This window comes from Bradyrhizobium sp. Pha-3 (assembly GCF_042258325.1).
In the GTDB taxonomy this organism is placed as follows: Bacteria; Pseudomonadota; Alphaproteobacteria; order Rhizobiales; family Xanthobacteraceae; genus Bradyrhizobium; species Bradyrhizobium elkanii.
In genome coordinates this window covers 7,015,423-7,034,965 of sequence record NZ_CP170151.1, presented here as the reverse complement: position 1 = coordinate 7,034,965, position 19,543 = coordinate 7,015,423, and the positions used below count along the sequence as shown (strand labels likewise).

The following is a 19,543-nucleotide window of genomic DNA, read 5'->3' as shown; positions in this document are numbered from 1 at the left end:
CGGGGAGGGGAGCGATGGAACATTCCAGCCTTGCCGGTCGCATCTTCCGCGGCGTGGCACTCACGCTGATCCTGATCTTCTTCATGTTCCCGATCGTCTGGATCTTCCTGATGTCGTTCCAGACCAACGAGCAGATCTTAAGGATACCGCCGCGAATCCTGTTCGAGCCGACGCTTGCGAATTACGAGGCGCTGATCTCCGGCCAGCTGCGCACCGCGGCCGGCAATCTGCAGATCTCCTTCATGCGCAATCTGTTCAACAGCGTCGTGCTGTCGAGCGCAGCGGTGCTGCTGGCGCTGCTGCTCGGCGTGCCCGCGGCCTACGCCTTTGCGCGCTTCAAATTCCGCCTCGGCGAGAGCATCGCCTTCACGCTGCTGTCGTTCCGCTTTGCGCCGCCGCTGCTCGTGCTGCTGCCGCTGTCGCTGTACTACCAGGAGCTCGGGCTCAACGACACCTACTTCGGGATCGTCTGGGTCTATCAGTTGATCGCGCTGCCGCTGATCCTGTGGATCGTGCGCGGCTATTTCGAGGATATCAGCCCCGACATCGAGCACGCCTACCGACTGGCCGGGCATTCCTGGCGCGAGGCCTTCACCAGGATAGCGGTGCCGCTGGCAGGACCGGGGATCGCCGCGGCGGGGCTGCTGTCCTTCATCTTCTGCTGGAACAATTTCGTCTTCGCGCTGATCCTGGCCTCCGCCGACAAGCAGCCGGTGACGGTCGGCGCGCTTGCCTTCGTCACCGCGTCCGGCATCCAGTACGGCCAGATCGCGGCGGCGATCGTGCTGTCGGTGACGCCGACGCTGTTGCTTGCGCTCTATGCGCAGCGCTATCTGGTCGAGGGTCTCTCGCTCGGCGCGGTGAAAGGCTGATCCGATGGCGCGTCTCGAGATCAACTCGGTGAGCAAGGCATTCGGTGCGGCACGGCCCGCCGACGGATTGTCGCTGGCGGTCGAGCCCGGCGAGATCGTGGCGGTGTTCGGACCGTCCGGCAGCGGCAAGACCGTGCTGCTGCGCATGATCGCGGGCATGTTCGAGCCCGACGACGGCGACATCCTGGTCGGCGGCCGCTCGGTCGTCGGCGCTCCGCCCGAACGGCGCGGGATCGGCATGGCATTCCAGAACTTTGCCTTGTTCCCGCACATGACCGCTCGCGACAATATCGCAAGCGGCCTGCGCGCCAGGGCCGGCGGCGGCGATGTCGCCGGCCGCGTTGCCGCGATCAGCAGGCTGCTCAAGATCGAGCACGTGCTCGGCCACGCGCCGCGCGAATTGTCGAACGGACAGAAGCAACGCACCGCGCTGGCACGGGCGCTGATCGGCAATCCGGATGTCCTGTTGCTGGATGATCCCCTGCGCAATGTCGACGCCAAGCTGCGCTACGAGATGCGGCTCGAGTTGCCGAACCTGCTGCGCCGCGGCACTGCCGCGGTGCTCTACGTGACCCAGGACTATCGCGAGGCGATGGCGATCGCCGACCGCATCGCGGTCTTGATCGACGGCCGGCTCGCGCAGGTCGCAACGCCTGCCGATATCTATGCCCAGCCCGCATCGGTCGCGGTCGCGCGCCTGTTCGGCGATCCGACCATCAACCTCGCGGAGGTCTCGCCAGTAGCGGAGCACGGCATGCTGTCGGCTGACGTCGCCGGCGCCAGGATGCGGCTCGGGGCGGCCGATGGCGCAGCACCTGCCGGTGCATGTTGGCTCGGCATCCGGCCCGAGGATCTCGCGGTCTCCTCCGCGTCCACCGATGACGCCGTCCCGGCGCGCATTCTCGCGATCACGCCGATGCACGAGAAGGCGGTGCTGCTGCTCCGTCTTGCCGACGGAACGGAATGGCTGGCGGCACTGCCGCCGGATGCACCGCAAGGCGCGGCCGATGATGCCGTTTTCGTTCGCTTCGCGCCCGACGCCGCGATGCTGTTCGATCGCGCGACCGGGCTGCGCATCGGGGCGTCGCACCGGCTCAAGGCGGCATAGGAGCGGATGGTCATGGACATGCTCGAGCTTCGAGGCATCGACAAGGTCTATCGCAGCCGCGGCAAGGAGCCGGTGCATGCGGTGCGCGCGCTCGACATGGCGGTCGAGAAGGGCGAGATCGTCGCACTGTTGGGCTCGTCGGGTTGCGGCAAGACCTCGACATTGCGCATGATCGCAGGCTTTGAGGACGTCTCTGCCGGATCGATCGCGCTCGGCGGGCGGCGGATCCACGAGCTGCCGCCGGCGCGGCGCAAGGTCGCGATGGCGTTCGAGGGCTACTCGCTCTATCCGCCGCTCACGGTCCGCGAGAACATCGCGTTCGCGCTGAAATCCGCCCAGTTGCCGCGCGCGGAGGTAACGCGTCGCGTCGACGAGATCGCCCGCCTGGTCGAGATCGAGGACATCCTCGACAGCTATCCGCGCGCGATCTCGGGCGGCCAGCAGCAGCGGGTGTCGCTAGCGCGGGCGCTGGTGCGCCACGCCGATCTCTATCTGCTCGATGAGCCGATGGGGCAGCTCGAACCGCAGCTGCGTGCGGTGCTGCGCGGCCGGATCAAGAGCCTGCTTGCCGAGCGCGGTATGACCGCGATCTTCGTCACCCACGACCAGACCGAAGCGAGCGCGCTGGCCGACCGCATCGCGGTCATGGAAGGCGGCGTGCTGCAGCAATTCGCCAGCGAGAAGGAGCTGAAGGACCGGCCGGCCAATCTGTTCGTCGCGAGCTTCATCGGCGAGCCGCCGATGAACCTGCTCGACGCTGGCGTGACGCAGTCGGATGGCGGCTTCCGTCTGTCGGTCGGAACCGACATGCGTTTCGATATCGCCGGCGCCGGCCTCGATGCTGAGGCGGCGAAGACGCTCGCGGCCACGCCGCAGGTGCGGATCGGCATTCGTCCGCAGAAGATCGTGGTCGCTACCGGTGACGTTAGGGTCAAGGTCGTGTCCAACCAGTGGCTCGGCGATCAATCGCATGTCGCCGGCGATTGCGGCGGCCGCATGCTGATCGCGGTTACGCCGGGCCGCGTCGCCGCGCGGCCGGGGGAGATCATCTCGTTTGCGCTGGAGCCGCGTCACCTGCACATCTTTGGCAGTGACGGAACCTGCATTCGCCATGCGGAGGTGTCCTGACGATGACCGTTTCCGCAAGCCGCGACGTCATCATCGGCATCGATGCCGGTACCTCGCTGATCAAGGCAGTGGCGTTCACGCTGACCGGCGAGCAGCTTGCCGATGTTTCGCGGCCGAATGCGTATAGCAGCCTGGCCGGCGGCCATGTCGAGCAGGACATGGCGCAGACCTGGAGCGATACGGTCGCGGTCATTCGCGCGCTGGCGAAGTCAGTGCCTGACCTGTCGGCGCGGATCGCGGCGATCGCGGTGACCGGGCAGGGCGACGGCACCTGGCTGATCGATGATGACGGCCGGCCGGTTGCGCCAGCGCTGCTGTGGCTGGATTCGCGCGCCGGGCGGCTGGTCGAGGAGATCCGCGGCAGCGAGCACAACGCGATCCTTTACCGTCGCACCGGCTCCGGGCTCAATGCCTGCCAGCAGGGACCGCAACTGGCGTGGCTGCAGGCCCATCTGCCCGACGCGATCGCCAGGGCGACAACGGCCTTCCACTGCAAGGACTGGCTTTATTTCCTGCTTACCGGCGAGCGCGCGACCGATCCATCGGAAGCGACGTTCTCCTGCGGCGACTTCCGCAGGCGAAGCTTCGATGCGGAGACCGCGCGGTTGATCGGTATCGCCGAGCTGACGCGCCTGTTCCCGCCGGTCGTCGACGGCGCGGTGATGACGCATCCGCTGACAGCGGCCGCCGCCATCGAGATCGGCCTGCCGGAAGGTGTGCCGGTCTGCCTCGGCTATGTCGACGTGATCTGCAATGCGCTCGGTGCCGGGCTCTACGATCCGTCGCCCGATGTCGGCTGCACCATCATCGGCTCGACAGGCATGCATATGCGGCTGGTTCCGAGCGCCGACGCGGTGACGCTGAATCGGGAGGCAACCGGCTACACCATGCCGTTCCCGGTGCCGGGTCATTATGCCCAGATGCAGTCCAACATGGCGGCGACGCTGAATATCGACTGGATGCTCGATCTCGCCTGCGACATGCTGGCCGCGGAAGGCGTGACGCGCACGCGCGCCGAACTGATCCGTCGGCTCGACGATCAGGTGCTGCGGGCGAGGCCCGGCGAGGTGCTGTTTCATCCGTTCATTTCCGATGCCGGCGAGCGCGGTCCGTTCGTCGCGCATGAGGCCAGCGCGCAGTTCTTCGGCCTGCGGTCGCGCCACCGCTATGGCGACTTGATGCGCGGCGTGATGGAGGGCCTGGCCTTCGCCGCACGGGATTGCTACGCGGCGATGGGGTCGCTGCCGCGCGACGTCAGGATCACAGGCGGCGCGGCGAAGAGCCGTGCGCTTGGCGCCATCCTCGGGTCCGCACTGGATTGCGACGTCCGGATCTGCAGCCGCGCCGAGGCCGGCGCAGCGGGCGCTGCGATGATCGCGGCGGTTGCGATCGATGCCTGTCCCGACATGCGCGCCTGTGCCGAGCAGTGGGTCGCGCCGCATCTAAGTGCGCCGCAATCGCCGGACGCTGCGCTGGCGAAGCGCTATGCCAGCATCTTCCCGACCTATCTCGAGGCAAGGCTGGCGTCGCGGCCGGTCTGGAAGCAACTCGCCGCGCTGCGCGCCGGAGGCGATCATGTCTAAGTCCATCGCCATCGTCGGCGACCGCTTCATGCTGCCCTCGGTGTTCGCCGAGCACATCCGATCGGCCTGCGGCGATGGCGTCGATATCCGCACCCTGGAGCAGCCCTGGCCGGACGAGCCGATGGAGCACGGTTACGCCGGCTCGAAGCTCGATGGCCTGAAGGAATTCATGGGGCAGCCCGACGAGATCATCGGCTTCATCGGCGATGCCGAGCTGCTCGTCACGCATCTGGCGCCGATCTCTCGGTCGATGCTGGAGCGGCTGCCGAAGCTGAGGTTCATCGCGGTGTCGCGGGGCGGCCCGGTCAACATCGACATGCAGGCGGCGCGCGACCACAACGTGCTGGTGGTCAATACGCCCGGCCGCAATGCGAGCGCGGTCGCGGAGTTCACCATCGGCGCCATTCTGGCCGAGACGCGCCTGATCCGCAGCGGCCACGAGGCGCTGCGTGGCGGGGAATGGCGCGGCGATCTCTATCGGGCCGATCGCACCGGGCGCGAGCTCGGCGAGATGACGGTCGGCATTGTCGGCTACGGCGCGATCGGCAGCCGCGTGGTCAAGCTGCTGAAGGCCTTCGGCTGCAAGATTCTGGTCGCCGACCCCTATGTCCAGCTCAGCGCCCAGGACCGCAATGACGGCGTCGAGCATGTTGCGCTCGGCGAATTGCTCGGCCGCGCCGACGTCGTCACGCTGCACGCCCGGGTGACGCCCGAGACCACCCGTTTCATCGGGCGCGACGCGCTGGCGCGGATCAAGCCGGGCGCGTTCCTGATCAACACCGCGCGCGGTCCGCTGGTCGACTACGAGGCGCTGCATGATGCGCTGGCATCGGGGCATCTCGGCGGCGCCATGCTCGACACCTTCGCGGTCGAGCCGGTTCCGGCGGACTGGCCGCTGCTGCGACTTCCCAACGTCACGCTGACGCCGCACATCGCCGGCGCCTCGGTGCGTACCGTCACCGTCGCCGCCGGGCAGGCGGCCGAAGAGGTTCGTCGCTTCCTGGCCGGCGAGCCGCCACGCAATCCGTGCTGAAGAGAAAGGCAGTTCGTATGACCCGTGAGGAACGACAATTGCGCGAGGCGATCATCGCCAAGTGCCGGTGGATGAATGCGTCGGGTCTCAACCAGGGGACGTCGGGCAACATCTCCGCCCGCTACAAGGACCGGATGCTGATCACGCCGTCGGCGACGCCCTACGATTCGATGAAGCCGGAGATGATCGCCTCGATGCCGCTCGAGGGCGACTATGGCACGTGGGAGGGGCCGCTGCAGCCGTCCACCGAATGGCGCTTCCATCTCGACATCACGCGCGCCCGGCCCGATGTCGGCGCCATCGTCCATACTCACTCGACCTACGCGACCGTGCTCGCGATCGCGCGCAAGCCGATCCCGGCCTGCCACTACATGATGGCGGCGTTCGGCGGCACCGAGATCCGCTGCGCCGGCTATGCGCGCTACGGCACCAAGGAATTGTCCGACCATGCGATCGCAGCGCTCGAAGGACGCAATGGCTGCCTGCTCGCCAATCACGGCATGATCGCGCTCGGCGCCAATCTCGACAAGGCGATGTGGCTCGCGGTCGAGCTCGAGACCATCGCGCGGCAGTACTACCTCTCGCTGGCGCTCGATTCGCGCGTCATCCTGACCGACGAGGAGATTGCCGACACCGCGAAGGGATTCTCCACCTACGGCCTGCAGGCGCCGAAGCCGGGCAAGGCCCGCGCGACGGCAAAGGCGGCGCCGCGCCGCGCCGAGAAACGGCGCAGCAGCAAGCGATGACGGGCTCTGCGCCGGTCGCAGGTACGGATCACGGGCTGGTCGATATCGCGGTCATCGGTGGCGGCATCAACGGTGCCGGCATCGCCCGCGATGCCGCCGGCCGCGGGCTGAAGGTGCTGCTCTGCGAGAAGGATGATTTCGCCGAGGGCACTTCGTCGCGCTCGGGCAAGCTGATCCATGGCGGGCTGCGCTATCTCGAATACTACGAGTTTCGCCTGGTGCGCGAGGCGCTGATCGAGCGCGAGGTGCTGCTCGCGTCGGCGCCGCACATCATCTGGCCGATGCGCTTCGTGCTGCCGCATTCGCCGGAGCAGCGGCCGGCGTGGCTGGTCCGCACCGGGCTGTTGCTCTACGATCATCTAGGTGGCCGCAAGCAGCTACCGGCGAGCCGCAGCCTGGATTTGTCGCGCGCGCCGGAGGGCGCGTCGCTGCGCCAGGAGTTCCGGCGAGGCTTCGAATATTCGGACTGCTGGGTCGATGACAGCAGGCTGGTGATCCTCAATCTGATCGATGCCGCGCAGAACGGCGCCTGCATCCTGCCGCGCACGCGGGCGGTGCGTGCGCGCCGCGACGGCGAGATCTGGCTGCTCGAGATGCACGGCGATGATGGCACAACGCAGGTCGTGCGGTCGCGCGCGCTGGTCAACGCCGCCGGTCCGTGGGTTCAGGACGTCATCCAGGGCGTGGCGGGCCTGAACTCGGCCCAGAGCGTACGGCTGGTCAAAGGTAGCCATATCGTGGTGCCGAAATTCTGGAGCGGGCCGCAGGCCTACCTGCTGCAGAACAGCGATCGGCGCGTGATCTTCGTCAACCCCTATGAGGACGATCTCGCGCTGATCGGCACCACAGACATTCCCTATCACGGCCGCGCCGAGGACGTCGCGATCGGCGAGGACGAGACCGATTACCTGTTGCAGGTCTTGCGCCGCTATTTCCAAACGCCGCCGCAGGCGAGTGCGATCGTGCACGCGTTCTCCGGAGTCCGGCCGCTCTACGACGACAACGCCGATAATCCGTCGGCCGTGACGCGCGACTATGTGTTCGAGGTTCACGGCGCGCAGGATGCTCCGCCGCTGCTCTCGATCTTCGGCGGCAAGATCACGACCTACCGCCGGCTGGCGGAGCAGGCGCTGCAGCGCCTCGCGCCGTGGTTTCCGAAGCTGTCGTCGGCCTGGACCGCGGATCGGCCGCTGCCGGGCGGCGACATCGGCGGCAGCTTCGATGAATTCGCAAATCGGCTGGCGCGCGACTATCCCGATTTGCCGCGAACGCTCATCCATCACTATGCCCGTCTTTATGGGACGCGCGCGCGCCAGCTGCTGGGTCCGGTCCGCAGCGCCGTCGACCTGGGCCGTCATTTCGGCGGTGAGTTCTATGAATGCGAAGCGGTGTATCTTCGAGAGAAGGAGTGGGCCAGGAAGCCTGCCGACTTCCTGGACCGGCGCACCAAGCACGGCCTGCATTTGACACCGGCGCAGCGCCTCGCGTTCGAGAGCTTTCTCTAGGAGGGCATCCGCATCCAGATGCGTCACGCAATCGTTTTCAAATACAGGCTCGGATCGAAATATTTGCTTGCCGGCGTAAAGTCCTTGATGCCGGCATTGGCCATGAAGAAGTCGGTCGATTGCTGCAGCCAGTTGGTGACCGTGCCGTCGGAATACATCCGCTTCCAGTCCCGCGACGAGAACATCTTCTGCGCCTTGAACGATTCGTCGATGTCGGCCATCGGCGTCTGGCTGTAATGGCCCTTCTGCAGCTTTTCCATCGCTTCGGTGCTGTTCGCGATGATGTAGTCGTTGGCATCGGCCCAGCCACGGATCAGCTTCGCCAGCGTTTCCTTGTTGGGCTCGTAATAATCGTTGGCCGCGGCCCAGCCTCCGATGATCGCGGCCTTTGGATAGTAGGCTGAGGCGTCTGCGAGCTTGACCGCGCCCGGCACCTTGTCGCGAACCGTCACGTTGAAAGGCACCCAGAGCGCAACGGCAGGCACCGCGCCTGAAATGAAGGCGGTTACGGCGGCCGGCATGGTCTGGTTGACGAGTTCGACCTGTTTGGGATCGACCTTGTTCGCGCGCAACGCGGTGTCCAGGAATACATGCGCGGTGGTGCCGGTCGCAGTTGCGATCCGCTTGCCCTTCAGATCCTCGAATGACTTGATGCCCTGGTCGCCGCGCACCCAGAGCTGCGCGGTCGCAACCTCGATGTCGTTGATCAGGAAGACCTTGCCCTGGCCGCGGGCAGGGAAGTTCGAGAGCACGGCGCCCGTCGCCAGCACGTCGAGGCTGCCGCCGATCAGCGCCTGGAAGATTTCGAGGCCGGTATTGAACTGCCGCAGCTCGAGATCCAGTCCCTGCTTTTCGAAGGAGCCGCGGTCCATGCCGGTCCAGATCTGGCCGTCGACGGCAACGGTGTGCAGATAGCCGACACGAACTTTTGTTTTTGCCTGCGCAATCGCGGGCGCTGCGGCCGTGAAGCTTCCGAGGGCAAGCCCGGCCGTTGTGGTCAGAAACTGTCGCCGATCCATAGGTCGTCCTCCGCTGTGTTGTTTATTCCGAGAATGAGACCGGACGCATCTGCGCCTGCTGCGCGCGATACTCGTCCATCACCAGATGCTTGATATGGCTGCGCAGCTCGCCGAATTCCGGCCGCTCCTGGATCGATTCATCGCGCGGATAGGCGAACGGCACGTCGATGATCTGCCTGATCCGCGCCGGCCGCGCGGTGACCACCACGATACGGGACGCGAGATAGATCGCCTCCTCCACGGAATGGGTGATCAGCATGACCGTCTTGCCTTCGGTCTGGAGCACCTTGAGCAGCAGGTTCTGCATGTTGGAGCGGGTCTGGGCGTCGAGCGCACCGAACGGCTCGTCCATCAGCAGGAACTGCGGCTTGACGGCGTAAGCCCGCGCGATCGCGAGCCGCTGACGCATGCCGCCGGACAAATGCTTCGGATAGGAGTTGGCGAAGTCGGACAGCCCCATCAGGCCGAGATAGTGATCGCAGATCGAATCGCGCTCGCCGGCCGCGACGTGATTGGCCCGGAGCGTCAGGCCGAAAGCGATGTTCTGTTTCACCGTCAGCCATGGGAAGACGCCATATTCCTGGAAGATGACGCCGCGCTCGGGACCGGGACCGGCGACGGGCTGTCCGTCGAACAGCACGCTTCCCGTCGTCGGCTTCTGGAAGCCGGCGAGCATGCTCATCATCGTGGTCTTGCCGCAGCCTGAAGGGCCGATCACCGCGATGAAATCGCCATCGTTGATATCGTAGCTGACATCCTCGACGACGTTGAGGCGTCCCTTCGGGGTCTCGAAGGCAAGCGAAACCTTGTCGAACCGTGCACGCGTGGTCATGCGATGGCCCGATCCTGCCAGACCAGCAACCGGGCCGTGATCTTGCGCAGGATCATGTCCATGATCAGCGCGATCAGGCCGATGCAGATGATGCCGACATAGATGACGTCGAGCAGGAAGTAGGTCGACGCATTCTGGATCATGGCGCCAAGCCCACGCTGGGCTGCGATCAGTTCGGATGCCACCAGCGTCGCCCAGGCTACCCCAAGCGCGACCCGCAGCGCGGTGAGGATGTGCGGAACGGTGAGGGGAATGATGACCTTGCGGAAGATTTCCGCCTGATTGGCGCCGAGCGTCTGCGCCACGCGGATATAGAGCGGCGTGATCTGCGAGACCCCCTCATACATGACGATCACGCCGGAGAAGAACGAGGCGTAGAACAGGATGACGAGCTTTGCGAGCTCGTCCACGCCGAAATAGACGATGACAAGCGGGATCAGCGCGATCGGCGGCAGCGCGCGGAAGAAGTTGATCATGGGGTCGGCGAAGGTGCGGGCCGGGCGATACCATCCGAGCAGAAAGCCGACGGGCACCGCGACGAGAATTCCAAGCGAGACGCCGAAAAAGACGCGCCTGGTCGAGGCGAAGATGTCGATCAAAAGGCCTTCGTTGGTGAGAAGCTCGACGAACTTCGCGGCGACCTGGTGCGGGGCGGGGATCAGCGATGTGTTGACGAAGCCGCTCCAGCGCACGGCATACCAGAGCAGGATCGCACCGACCCACGGTATCAACCCGAGACCAAAGCGTCTCACGCCAGCTCCGTCCATTCGACGCATCCACCCAGATTGCAGTTGATGTTTGGCCAAGTCATATTATAAATAGGATGACCATACAAGCGCCGCTTTGGTCGTAGGCGCCGCAGGCATTTCCGCGCATGACATCGCCGCCTTTCACTATCCGGAGCGTCCAGGCCTTTGGCTTTCGCTATCCGCTGACGACGCCGGTCATCACCTCGTTCGGGCGGATGGGGGACCGGCCTGCCGTGTTCGTTCGGGTCGAGGACACGGACGGTTACGCGGGCTGGGGCGAGGTCTGGTGCAACTTTCCCGCGCCGGGCGCCGAGCATCGTGTTCGGCTGGTCAACGAGGTACTGGCACCGGCGCTTGTCGGATTCAGGGCAAGCGAACCTGATGCCGCATTCGAGCGATTGACGCGGGGAACTTCGGTGCTCGCGTTGCAATCCGGCGAAGCGGGCCCGTTCGCGCAATCGATCGCCGGCATCGATCTCGCCGTCTGGGATCTCCATGCGCGCCGCCGGAACGTTGCGTTGTGGAAACTGCTCGGCGGATCGCGGAAGCGGATCAAGGTCTATGCCAGCGGCATCAATCCAGTCGGATCCGAGCGGGCGGCGGAAGCAGCCCTCGGCCGCGGCTACCGCGCCTTGAAGCTGAAGATCGGCTTCGATCCGGCAGACGACCGGGCCAACCTCGCCGCGCTGCGCCGCCTCGTCGGCGATGGCATGCTTGCGGCCGATGTCAACCAGGGTTGGACCATCGCGCAGGCGCTCGAGCGTGCGCCGCAGCTCGAGCCGTTCGGCCTTGCCTGGCTCGAGGAGCCGATCCGCGCGGACCGTCCGCGGCGGGAATGGAAGCAGCTGCACGAGACGATCCGTTTTCCGCTGGCGGCCGGTGAGAACATCGCGAGCCACGCCGGCTTTGCCGAGATGCTGAGCGAGCCGGTTCTCGGTGTCGTCCAGCCTGACATCGCCAAGTGGGGCGGGCTTTCGGCTTGCGCCGGCATCGCCCGCGACATCCTGACGTCAGGCAAGATGTTCTGCCCGCACTATCTCGGCGCCGGCATCGGCCTGTTGGCCTCGGCGCATCTGCTGGCGGGCGTCGGCGGCGAGGGATTGCTGGAGGTCGACAGCAATGAGAACCCGCTGCGGGATCAATTCTGCGGCCCCGTGCTTGATGTCAGCGATGGCATGATCGAGCTCGGCGACGAGGCGGGTCTCGGCATCACGCCCGATCTTGCCTCGATCGAACAATACCGGACCGCCTGATGTCGGGGCTTGGCTACGATTACATCATCGTCGGTGCGGGGTCGGCCGGCTGTATGGTCGCAAACAGACTGTCGGCCGATCCTGCCTGCCGCGTGCTGCTGCTCGAAGCCGGCGGATCGGACCGGAATTTCTGGCTCAAGCTGCCGGTCGGGTACTACCGGACCATCTACGACGAGCGCTTCTCGCGCCTGTTCACGACCGAGCCATCGGAAGGAAGCGGCGGCCGCGCCATCGTCTGGCCGCGCGGCCGCGTGCTCGGCGGATCGTCGTCGATCAACGGCCTGATCTTCATCCGCGGCCAGCACGAGGATTTTGACGACTGGAAACGTCTCGGCGCCGCCGGCTGGAGCTATCGCGACGTCCTGCCCTATTTCCGGCGCTACGAGCGCTATCGCGGTGGCGAGAGCCAGTTTCACGGCGGCCTCGGTGAGTTCGAGGTCTCCGATCTCCGGAACGACAACCCGGCGTCGAGGGCCTGGGTGGAGGCGGGCGTGCAGTTCGGCCTTCCGCGCAATTCCGATTTCAACGGCGCGACGACGCTTGGCGTCGGGTCCTATCAGCTCGGCATCGGGCGGCATTGGCGGACCAGCTCGGCATCCGCCTTTCTTCGACCGATCGCCGACCGGCGCAACCTGACCGTAATCACGCACGCGCAGGTGAGCAAAGTCACTTTCAACGGCCGCGTCGCGACCGGCGTCGAGTGGATCAGCAAGGGGCAGGTTCATCGCGCGACAGCCGATCGCGAGGTCATCCTGTCTGGCGGCGCATTGCAATCGCCGCAAATCCTCCAGCTTTCCGGGATCGGTCCGGCCGATCTGCTTCGCAAGCACGGTATTGCCGTCGTCACCGACTCGCCCGAAGTCGGCTCCAATCTGCAGGACCATTACCAGGCACGGCTGATCGTGCGCCTGAAGGAGCGGATCTCGCTCAATGACCAGGTCCGCCATCCGGTCGAGCTCGCGAAGATGGGGCTGCAATGGATGCTGGCCGGGCGGGGGCCGTTGACGGTGGGGGCGGGACAGGTGGGCGGAGCGGCCTGTACCGAATATGCGGTCGGTGGCCGTCCGGACGTGCAGTTCAACGTGATGCCGCTCTCCGTCGACAAGCCCGGCGAACCCCTGCATAGCTATTCCGGCTTCACGGCTTCGGTCTGGCAATGCCACGGCCGGTCGCGCGGACAGCTCGCGATCCGCTCGGCCGATCCGTTCGAGCAGCCGCTGATCGCGCCCAACTATTTCGCCGAGGAGATCGACCGCAAGACCATCGTTGCCGGCCTGAAGATCTTGCGCGAGATCTATCGGCAAAAGGCGTTCCGCCCGCTCTGGGATGTCGAGATGGTGCCGGGCGAGGCCGCAAGCAATGATGCCGGGCTGTGGGATTTCGCGCGCAACACCGGCGGCACGGTGTTTCACTGCGTCGGGACCTGCCGCATGGGCAGCGACGAGCGGGCGGTACTCGATCCGCAGCTGCGGGTGCGCGGCGTCGAGCGGCTGCGCGTGATCGACGCCTCGGTGATGCCGCAGATCACCTCGGCCAACACCAATGCGACCAGCCTGATGATCGGCGAACGCGGTGCAGCCCTTGTCATGCCGTGATGGCCGCTTGATTTCTGGAGGGCGAGATGGAATTGAGTTCCGACAGTCACGTCCCCAAATACGCGCAGATTGCCGATATTTTTCGCCAAAGGATTGCGCGCGGTGTCTGGAGTCAAGGTTTTCGCCTGCCGGCCAACGAGGAGCTGGCGGCCGAATTCGGCGTCTCGCGCGTCACGATCAGGCAGGCCGTCGAACTGCTCGCCCGCGACGGTGTCATCGAGGCGCAGCAGGGCCGCGGCACCTTCGTCACCGGCACCGTACGGCAGGACCGCTGGCTCAAGGTAGAGACCACCCTGTCCGATCTCGCGGACATGTACCGCGACACCTCGCCGGAGATCATCAACATCTCGGAAAGCCGGAGCGATGCGCCGTTGCTTCCCGAAGACGGCAAGCCGGCCGAGAAATATGTCTTCATGCGCCGTCTGCACTCGTGGCAGAAGCAGCCTTACTGCGTCATTTCCATCTACCTCGATGAGAAGATCTTTCGCAGGTCTCCCAAGCGTTTTCGCAACGAGACGGTGATACCGATCCTCAACGATCTCAGGGAGCCGGCGATTGCCAGCGCCCGCCAGACATTGACCATCGGAACCGCAGACATCGAAGCGGCGCGGCTGCTGCGCGTGCCTTTGAACTCGCCGGTTGCCGAAGTCCGCCGTGTCTTCACGACCAGCGATCGCACCGTGATCTATCTCGGTGAAGTCACCTATCGCGGCGATTTTGTGCGGATCGATATGGATCTGAGGCCATAGCGCGCGAGGATCACCGCGAAAACAGCTCCTGATTCCGGCGTTCGAGCTCTTCCCCATAGGTGCGCAGCACATGGGATTCGCTTAAGGTACCGATCGTGACGCGATGGTCGGCACGGTCAATGACCGCGAGGACGTCGGCTTCGCTCCGTTCAAAGGCCTTCAGGATCTCGCGAACCGACGTGGTCGGAAGCAGGTACTCATCCTGCTGCTGGGCCAGCGACCCGAGCGGATCGTCGTCCCGATTGGTGACGGAATGCAGCGTCGCCGCCGCAACGATGCCGGCATAGCTGCCGTTCGGATCGCGCAGCACGACCTGCCGGACCTGGGCCGGCGAGAACAGCTTCTGTGCCTCGCCGATCGGCATTGTCGTCAGTGCATTCTCGAAGTCGGCGCGCATCAGGGAAGCCGCGCTCATCTGACGGACCCAACCGATGTCCTGCGGACCGCGGATCACCTCGCCGCGCAGGTGGAAGCGCCATGTCGCAAAGCTGTAGCCGAACAACTCGCGGACGATGAGCGCGCAGACCGATGATGCGACCACGGCCCCGACAGTCACGGAGAAATCGCCGGTGATCTCGAGCGCGAGACAAACCATGCTGAACGGTGCGCCGAGCACACCGGTACCGAGTGCGGCGAGAGCCGCGATGGCGGCGGTGCCGGGCTGAAGCGCGAGCGTGGGGAAGGGGCCGGTCAGCACGACGCTGTAAAGCTGCCCGATCAGCGCGCCGAGCAGCAGCGAGGCGAAGAACAGGCCGCCGCGAAAGCCGGAGCCGAGCGAGACGGCCGACGCCAGGATCTTGAGCACGATGGTCGTCGTGAGCAGGAGCCAGGTCGGATTGCTGACCAGCAGGATCTGCATTGCGCCATGGCCGGCGCCGAGCACGGTCGGCGTCAGCAGGGCGAGGCCGCCGAGGAGCAGGCCGCCGAGGATCGGACGCATGAAGCCGCTGAAAAGCGTGACGCGCTGAAAGCAACGTTCGGAAAATGCGACCGCGAGCATGACGAGGATGCTGACGAATGCGCAAATGATGCCGATCAGCACGGTCTGTCCGATCATCTCGACGGACACGGGCGATGGGAAGCCGGGCACCATCAGAAAGGACTGATGCGTCAACTCCCGCGCCACCAGCCAGGCCGTGACGGCGCTGGCGATGACGGGCACGAGAGCGGCCGAAGTGTAGGCTCCCAGCACGACCTCGAAGGCATAGAAGGCGCCGGCCAGCGGAGCTGAAAACGCTGTGCTGATCGCCCCCGCCGCGCCGCAGGCCACCAATAGCCGCATGTCGTTGCGGCGGGCGGCGAGGCGCTGGCCGACATGGGAGCCAAACATCGAGCAGATCTGCGTGTATCCCGCTTCCAGTCCGACCGATCCACCGAACCCGTTGGACAGCAGCGTCTGGATCGAGATCAGCAGGCTGCCGCGGAAGGACACCCGGCCGCCATAGAGCGCGTTGGCTTCGATGGCGTCAGCGAGCTGCTGTCCCTTCACGCGCCGCGCGAAGTACAGCCCGATCAGCGCCAGGACCAGGCCGCCAACTGCCGGGATCAGCAGCGTGCGCTGCCAGGAAATCACGCCGGTGGCGCTGAGATGCGCGTCGAGGGGAATGTCGAACAGCAGCGCGTGCGAAACCTGGCTGAGGCCCGAGATCGCGGCAACGAGGACGCCGCTCAGCAACCCGACGACAATGCCGACCAGCACGAGGCCAGTCTCGCGATTGCGCACGAAATTGCGCAAGAACTGCGGCAACAGACGGGTGCCGGGAGCAGGGGCCGGCTTCGCGGCATTTGTCGCCAGCGTCATCCTATGCCGGGCTCCGCAGCGGCCCCGTGCGCGCGACAGGAAAGCCGATCTTGCTCGACGAGCCGACCGACGCGTTGGGGTTTCGTGCCGCGAAGTGGTGGCGGCTGCCGCAGGACTCGTCGCTGAGGAAGGATTCACCGCGCGTCGAGCGGTTCGGTGCAGGCTCGCGATTCAAGGGGACTCCCGGCGGTGCGAGGCGGTCCTCGTACCAGTCCCAGACATTTCCGGCGACATTATGCAGGCCGTATTCGTTGGTTTCCTGGCTCATCCGGCAAGAAACCCACCATCCACCGCGACGACGGTGCCGGTCGCGTATTGTGATGCCGGCATGCAGAGGAACGCGACGGCTCCCGCAATGTCCTCCGGCTGACCCCAGCGCTTGAACGCGGTGCGGTCGGCGATGCGCTGATAATGCGCGCGATCGGTGCGGCCGGCTGCATTGATCGCCGTTTCGATATAGCCGGGCGCAACCGCATTGACCCGGATGCCTTGCTCGGCCCATGCCAAGGCGAGCGCCTTGGTCAGCATCACGACACCGCCCTTGCTGGCGCAATAGGCGGGGATTCGCGGCAGCGCCAATGTCGCGTTCATCGAGGCAAGATTGACGATCGAGCCCTTGCTCTCGGCGAGAAGCGGACGGAACGCCATGCAGGTTCGAAAGGTGCCCGTGAGATTGACGTCGAGCACCTTCATGAAGGTCTCGATCTCGTATTCCTTGTCGCGGGCGAGAATTCCCGCGCAGTTGACCAGCGCATCGACGCGCTTGTGCTGTCGCGCGAAAGAGACGACAGCGTCGTCGTTCGTGACGTCGAGCGTTGCGAGCGTGAGTCCGGGACGCGATTTCAGCAAAGTGCGCGCCAGATCGGTCTCGTTGGCTGCCGTTGCGGTCACCGTCGCGCCGAGGTCGCAAAACTGATTGCTGATTGCGGCGCCAATGTCGCCGGCGCCGCCGATCACCACGGCATGGAAGCCGGGCGCAAGAGAAAAGTTTGAGCGCATTGGAGGGGTCTCGCTTCAGGATTTGAGAGGAGGAGCCGTCGATTCACGGACCACCAGGGAGAAGTCGATCTCGCGATGCATGATGGTCTGCTCGCCGGCGAGGCTGCGCACCAGATATTCCCCGGCGCGCTGCCAGGTTTCTCCGGTCGGTACGTGGATCGTGGTCAGGCTCGGCCGCAAATGGCGGCTCCAGTCGAGATCGTCGAAGCCGACCACCGACAGGTCGCGCGGCACCGAAAATCCATCGCGCTCCGCCTCGAGCAACACGCCGTAGGCGATCACATCGTTGCCGCAGACGACGGCGGTCGGACGATCCTTCAGGTTGAGGAGATAGCGGGCCGCTTCGCGCGCGTCGTCCAGCGTGTAGGGCACCTCGACATGCCATTGCGGCGGAAGCTCCAGGCCGTTCTCGGTGAGCGCGCGGCGAAAGCCGGCGACGCGAGCGCTGGCGCGGTCGTTGTTGCGCTGGAGCGCCGAGACGATCCCGATGCGGCGGTGGCCAAGTTCGATGACGTGCGCGGCGGCGCGATGGGCGGCCGCTTCGTTGTTCGTTCCGACGCAAGGGTGGGGTCGGTCAGGCTGGTAGATGCCGACATTGATGAAGGGAACCACATTGTCCGCAAGCAATTTGCGCAGTCCGTCGTGATGGCAATCACCGCGCAGCACAAGTCCATCGACGCCGCGGCTGATCAAATTGCGCGCTTGCTGCAATTCGACGTCGAGATCGTAGCCGCTCGTGGTGAGAAACAGCATGTATCCGACCGAGGAGAGATACTGCTGGAGCGAGGCGATGCCGCGCGCGAACATCGTGTTGTCGATTGTCGGAACGATCGCGCCAAGCGTGCGCGAGCGCCGTGACGACAGGATGCGCGCCGGCGCATGCGGGATGTAGCCGAGCGCGTCGATGGCCTGTTCGATGCGCGCCCGCAAGGAAGGGCTTACCGCATCGGGATTGTTGAGTGCGCGCGACACCGAGGCCGTTGAGACGCCGGCGCGGGCCGCTACGGCGCGAATGCCCTGTTTCACGGATTTGGCGTTGGTCAATCGCATCAATGTAACGTTACATTCGATGAGGCAAACCGCGTGGGAGCGGTAATCTCGTAAATTTGCCGCAGAATATTCGGTTTGTCCATTGCTTGACACAACCGATGTGAGGTCTAGATTGTAACCGTTTTCAAGTCGCGTTCAAATGGCCCGCCAGCTTAAGGCGGCCAGCCGGGAGGAGAGTTCGATGAAGGTCAGGATGCTCGCGACGCACGTCGCGTTGCCCGTTCTCGCGATCGTCGCCGCCAGCGCGCAGGCTCATGCGGCCGATTTCGACTGGATGAAGTTCAAGGGCAGGACCGTCACCTTTCTCGCCAATAACAATCCGGTCGCGCAGGCGCTGCTGACCTACAAGGCCGATTTCGAGAAACTGACCGGCATGACCCTGAAGGTCGACGGCTATCAGGAACAGCAGATGCGCCAGCGTCTGGTCACCGTCATGAATGCGAACAGCGACGAGGTTGACGTGTTCATGACGCTGCCTTCGCGCGAGGGCGAGCAGTTCGCCGCGGCCGGCTGGTACGGCGATCTCACTGCGATGGCCAAGAGCGAGGTGGCCAGGGAATACGACCCGGCCGGCTTGAGCCAGGCCCTGCTCAAGGCTGCGACCTTCGGCGGCAAGCTGACCAGCATGCCGATGAACATCGAAGGTCCGATCTTCTACTACCGCACCGACATTTTCAAGAAGTGCGGCCTTGAGGCGCCAAAGACCATCAAGGATGTCGAGGCGGCCGCCGAGAAGATCAAGACCTGCGACAGCGCTGTCACGCCGTTTGTCTCGCGTGGCCTCAAGCCCGCGGTCGCCTACACCTTCAGCAACATGCTGCACAACATCGGAGGCAGCTACGTCGCAGGCGGCAAGTCGAACCTCTGCTCGGCCAAGGGCAAGGAAGCACTCGACACCTATAGCCGGCTGCTGCGCGACTTCGGTCCGCCGGGTGTGGTCAACTACAGCTTCCAGCAGATTTCGGCGCTTTACCGCAGCGGCCGCGCCGCGATGGCGTTCGAATCCTCGAATGAGTTGCGCACGGTGATGGAGGGTGGCGCGCGGCTGAAAGACACCGGCCTGTTGCCGTTCCCGGCAGGCGAAGCCGGCCAGGTGCCGACAACGATCGGCTGGGGCATGGCGGTGTCCTCGCACAGCAAACAGCCGGACGCGGCGTGGTACTTCGTGCAGTGGGCGACCAGCCCCGAGGTGCAGAAGAAAATGGCGCTCCAGGGCATTGCCCCGCCGCGGCCATCGGTTGCCAAGGATCCCGAGTATCGCAAGTGGATCGACGAGGAACCGGTGCGCAAGGAATGGCAGGCTGCGCTCGACGTGCTGGCCACGAAGGGCTCCTCCGAGGTCGGCTATCCCATCATCGCTAACCCGGAATCGCGCGAGTTCATCGGCCAGGCCGTGCAGGACCTGATCTTGAAGCAGAAGCCGATCGACCAAGCCTGTGCTGATGCCGACAAGGCGCTCGATGCGCTGATCGCCCAGAAGTAACTGCTTGACGCTGGCAGGCTTGTGCCTGCCGGCGCCTC

Annotated in this window: 18 protein-coding genes; 11 read left to right on the top strand and 7 right to left on the bottom strand. The window is 65.2% G+C overall.

Translation table 11 applies throughout. The features are described 5' to 3' along the window. Positions 1-14 precede the first annotated feature (14 nt). Genes ACE10X_RS33585 through ACE10X_RS33555 form a run of 7 tightly spaced genes read left to right on the top strand, consistent with a single transcriptional unit; the run spans position 15 to position 7,975 of the window. The gene (locus ACE10X_RS33585) at positions 15-872 is read left to right on the top strand and encodes a carbohydrate ABC transporter permease (protein WP_018273209.1); all 858 of its coding nucleotides are present in this window, start codon (positions 15-17) and stop codon (positions 870-872) included. Between the two features lie 4 nt (positions 873-876). After that, positions 877-1,980, top strand: a complete 1,104-nt coding sequence (locus tag ACE10X_RS33580) for an ABC transporter ATP-binding protein (RefSeq protein WP_038382879.1) — start codon at positions 877-879, stop codon at positions 1,978-1,980. A 12-nt stretch (positions 1,981-1,992) separates the two neighbouring features. Then, on the top strand, positions 1,993-3,108 hold the full coding sequence (locus tag ACE10X_RS33575; RefSeq protein WP_375763415.1) for an ABC transporter ATP-binding protein: 1,116 nt from the start codon (positions 1,993-1,995) through the stop codon (positions 3,106-3,108). A gap of 2 nt (positions 3,109-3,110) precedes the next feature. Beyond that, positions 3,111-4,691 (top strand): FGGY-family carbohydrate kinase, encoded by a 1,581-nt coding sequence (locus ACE10X_RS33570; RefSeq protein WP_038382880.1) that lies wholly within the window; start codon positions 3,111-3,113, stop codon positions 4,689-4,691. After that, the gene (locus ACE10X_RS33565; protein ID WP_038382881.1) at positions 4,684-5,724 is read left to right on the top strand and encodes a 2-hydroxyacid dehydrogenase; all 1,041 of its coding nucleotides are present in this window, start codon (positions 4,684-4,686) and stop codon (positions 5,722-5,724) included. The genes ACE10X_RS33570 and ACE10X_RS33565 overlap by 8 nt, the downstream gene beginning before the upstream one ends. 17 nt (positions 5,725-5,741) lie before the next feature. Beyond that, a complete protein-coding gene (locus tag ACE10X_RS33560) occupies positions 5,742-6,470 on the top strand; it encodes a class II aldolase/adducin family protein (protein WP_038382882.1) in 729 nt (242 codons plus the stop codon). Then, entirely contained in the window at positions 6,467-7,975 is a 1,509-nt protein-coding gene (locus ACE10X_RS33555) for a glycerol-3-phosphate dehydrogenase (protein WP_038382883.1), read from the top strand. The genes ACE10X_RS33560 and ACE10X_RS33555 overlap by 4 nt, the downstream gene beginning before the upstream one ends. Positions 7,976-7,998: 23 nt before the next feature. Here the strand turns inward: ACE10X_RS33555 and ACE10X_RS33550 are convergent, their stop codons facing one another. The 3 genes from ACE10X_RS33550 to ACE10X_RS33540 are packed head-to-tail and all read right to left on the bottom strand — an operon-like array spanning position 7,999 to position 10,578. After that, entirely contained in the window at positions 7,999-8,994 is a 996-nt protein-coding gene (locus ACE10X_RS33550) for an ABC transporter substrate-binding protein (protein WP_028335663.1), read from the bottom strand. 22 nt (positions 8,995-9,016) lie between these two features. Then, on the bottom strand, positions 9,017-9,826 hold the full coding sequence (locus ACE10X_RS33545) for an ABC transporter ATP-binding protein (protein ID WP_028341191.1): 810 nt from the start codon (positions 9,824-9,826) through the stop codon (positions 9,017-9,019). Continuing rightward, entirely contained in the window at positions 9,823-10,578 is a 756-nt protein-coding gene (locus ACE10X_RS33540) for an ABC transporter permease (RefSeq protein ID WP_375763414.1), read from the bottom strand. Before ACE10X_RS33540 ends, ACE10X_RS33545 begins: the two co-directional genes overlap by 4 nt. A 122-nt stretch (positions 10,579-10,700) precedes the next feature. Between ACE10X_RS33540 and ACE10X_RS33535 the strand changes: the two genes are divergently transcribed. Genes ACE10X_RS33535 through ACE10X_RS33525 form a run of 3 tightly spaced genes read left to right on the top strand, consistent with a single transcriptional unit; the run spans position 10,701 to position 14,172 of the window. Continuing rightward, positions 10,701-11,828 (top strand): mandelate racemase/muconate lactonizing enzyme family protein, encoded by a 1,128-nt coding sequence (locus tag ACE10X_RS33535; protein WP_038382885.1) that lies wholly within the window; start codon positions 10,701-10,703, stop codon positions 11,826-11,828. Further along, positions 11,828-13,423: a GMC family oxidoreductase gene (locus ACE10X_RS33530; protein ID WP_375763413.1), complete on the top strand. Its 1,596-nt coding sequence runs from the start codon at positions 11,828-11,830 to the stop codon at positions 13,421-13,423. The genes ACE10X_RS33535 and ACE10X_RS33530 overlap by 1 nt, the downstream gene beginning before the upstream one ends. Before the next feature lie 26 nt (positions 13,424-13,449). Then, positions 13,450-14,172: a GntR family transcriptional regulator gene (locus ACE10X_RS33525; RefSeq protein WP_038382889.1), complete on the top strand. Its 723-nt coding sequence runs from the start codon at positions 13,450-13,452 to the stop codon at positions 14,170-14,172. A gap of 10 nt (positions 14,173-14,182) precedes the next feature. On the opposite strand, the gene ACE10X_RS33520 is transcribed toward ACE10X_RS33525, so the two are convergent. From ACE10X_RS33520 to ACE10X_RS33505, 4 genes are read right to left on the bottom strand one after another with little or no spacing between them, the layout of a single operon-like run. Then, the gene (locus ACE10X_RS33520) at positions 14,183-15,973 is read right to left on the bottom strand and encodes a chloride channel protein (RefSeq protein ID WP_375763412.1); all 1,791 of its coding nucleotides are present in this window, start codon (positions 15,971-15,973) and stop codon (positions 14,183-14,185) included. Between the two features lies 1 nt (position 15,974). Further along, positions 15,975-16,241, bottom strand: coding sequence for an SUMF1/EgtB/PvdO family nonheme iron enzyme (locus tag ACE10X_RS33515; protein WP_038382891.1), 267 nt, complete (start codon positions 16,239-16,241; stop codon positions 15,975-15,977). After that, positions 16,238-16,972: an SDR family NAD(P)-dependent oxidoreductase gene (locus ACE10X_RS33510; protein ID WP_038382892.1), complete on the bottom strand. Its 735-nt coding sequence runs from the start codon at positions 16,970-16,972 to the stop codon at positions 16,238-16,240. The genes ACE10X_RS33515 and ACE10X_RS33510 overlap by 4 nt, the downstream gene beginning before the upstream one ends. Positions 16,973-16,987: 15 nt before the next feature. Next, positions 16,988-18,022: a LacI family DNA-binding transcriptional regulator gene (locus ACE10X_RS33505; RefSeq protein ID WP_038382893.1), complete on the bottom strand. Its 1,035-nt coding sequence runs from the start codon at positions 18,020-18,022 to the stop codon at positions 16,988-16,990. Between the two features lie 181 nt (positions 18,023-18,203). Between ACE10X_RS33505 and ACE10X_RS33500 the strand changes: the two genes are divergently transcribed. Beyond that, the gene (locus ACE10X_RS33500; protein WP_038382897.1) at positions 18,204-19,505 is read left to right on the top strand and encodes an ABC transporter substrate-binding protein; all 1,302 of its coding nucleotides are present in this window, start codon (positions 18,204-18,206) and stop codon (positions 19,503-19,505) included. Positions 19,506-19,543 lie beyond the last annotated feature (38 nt).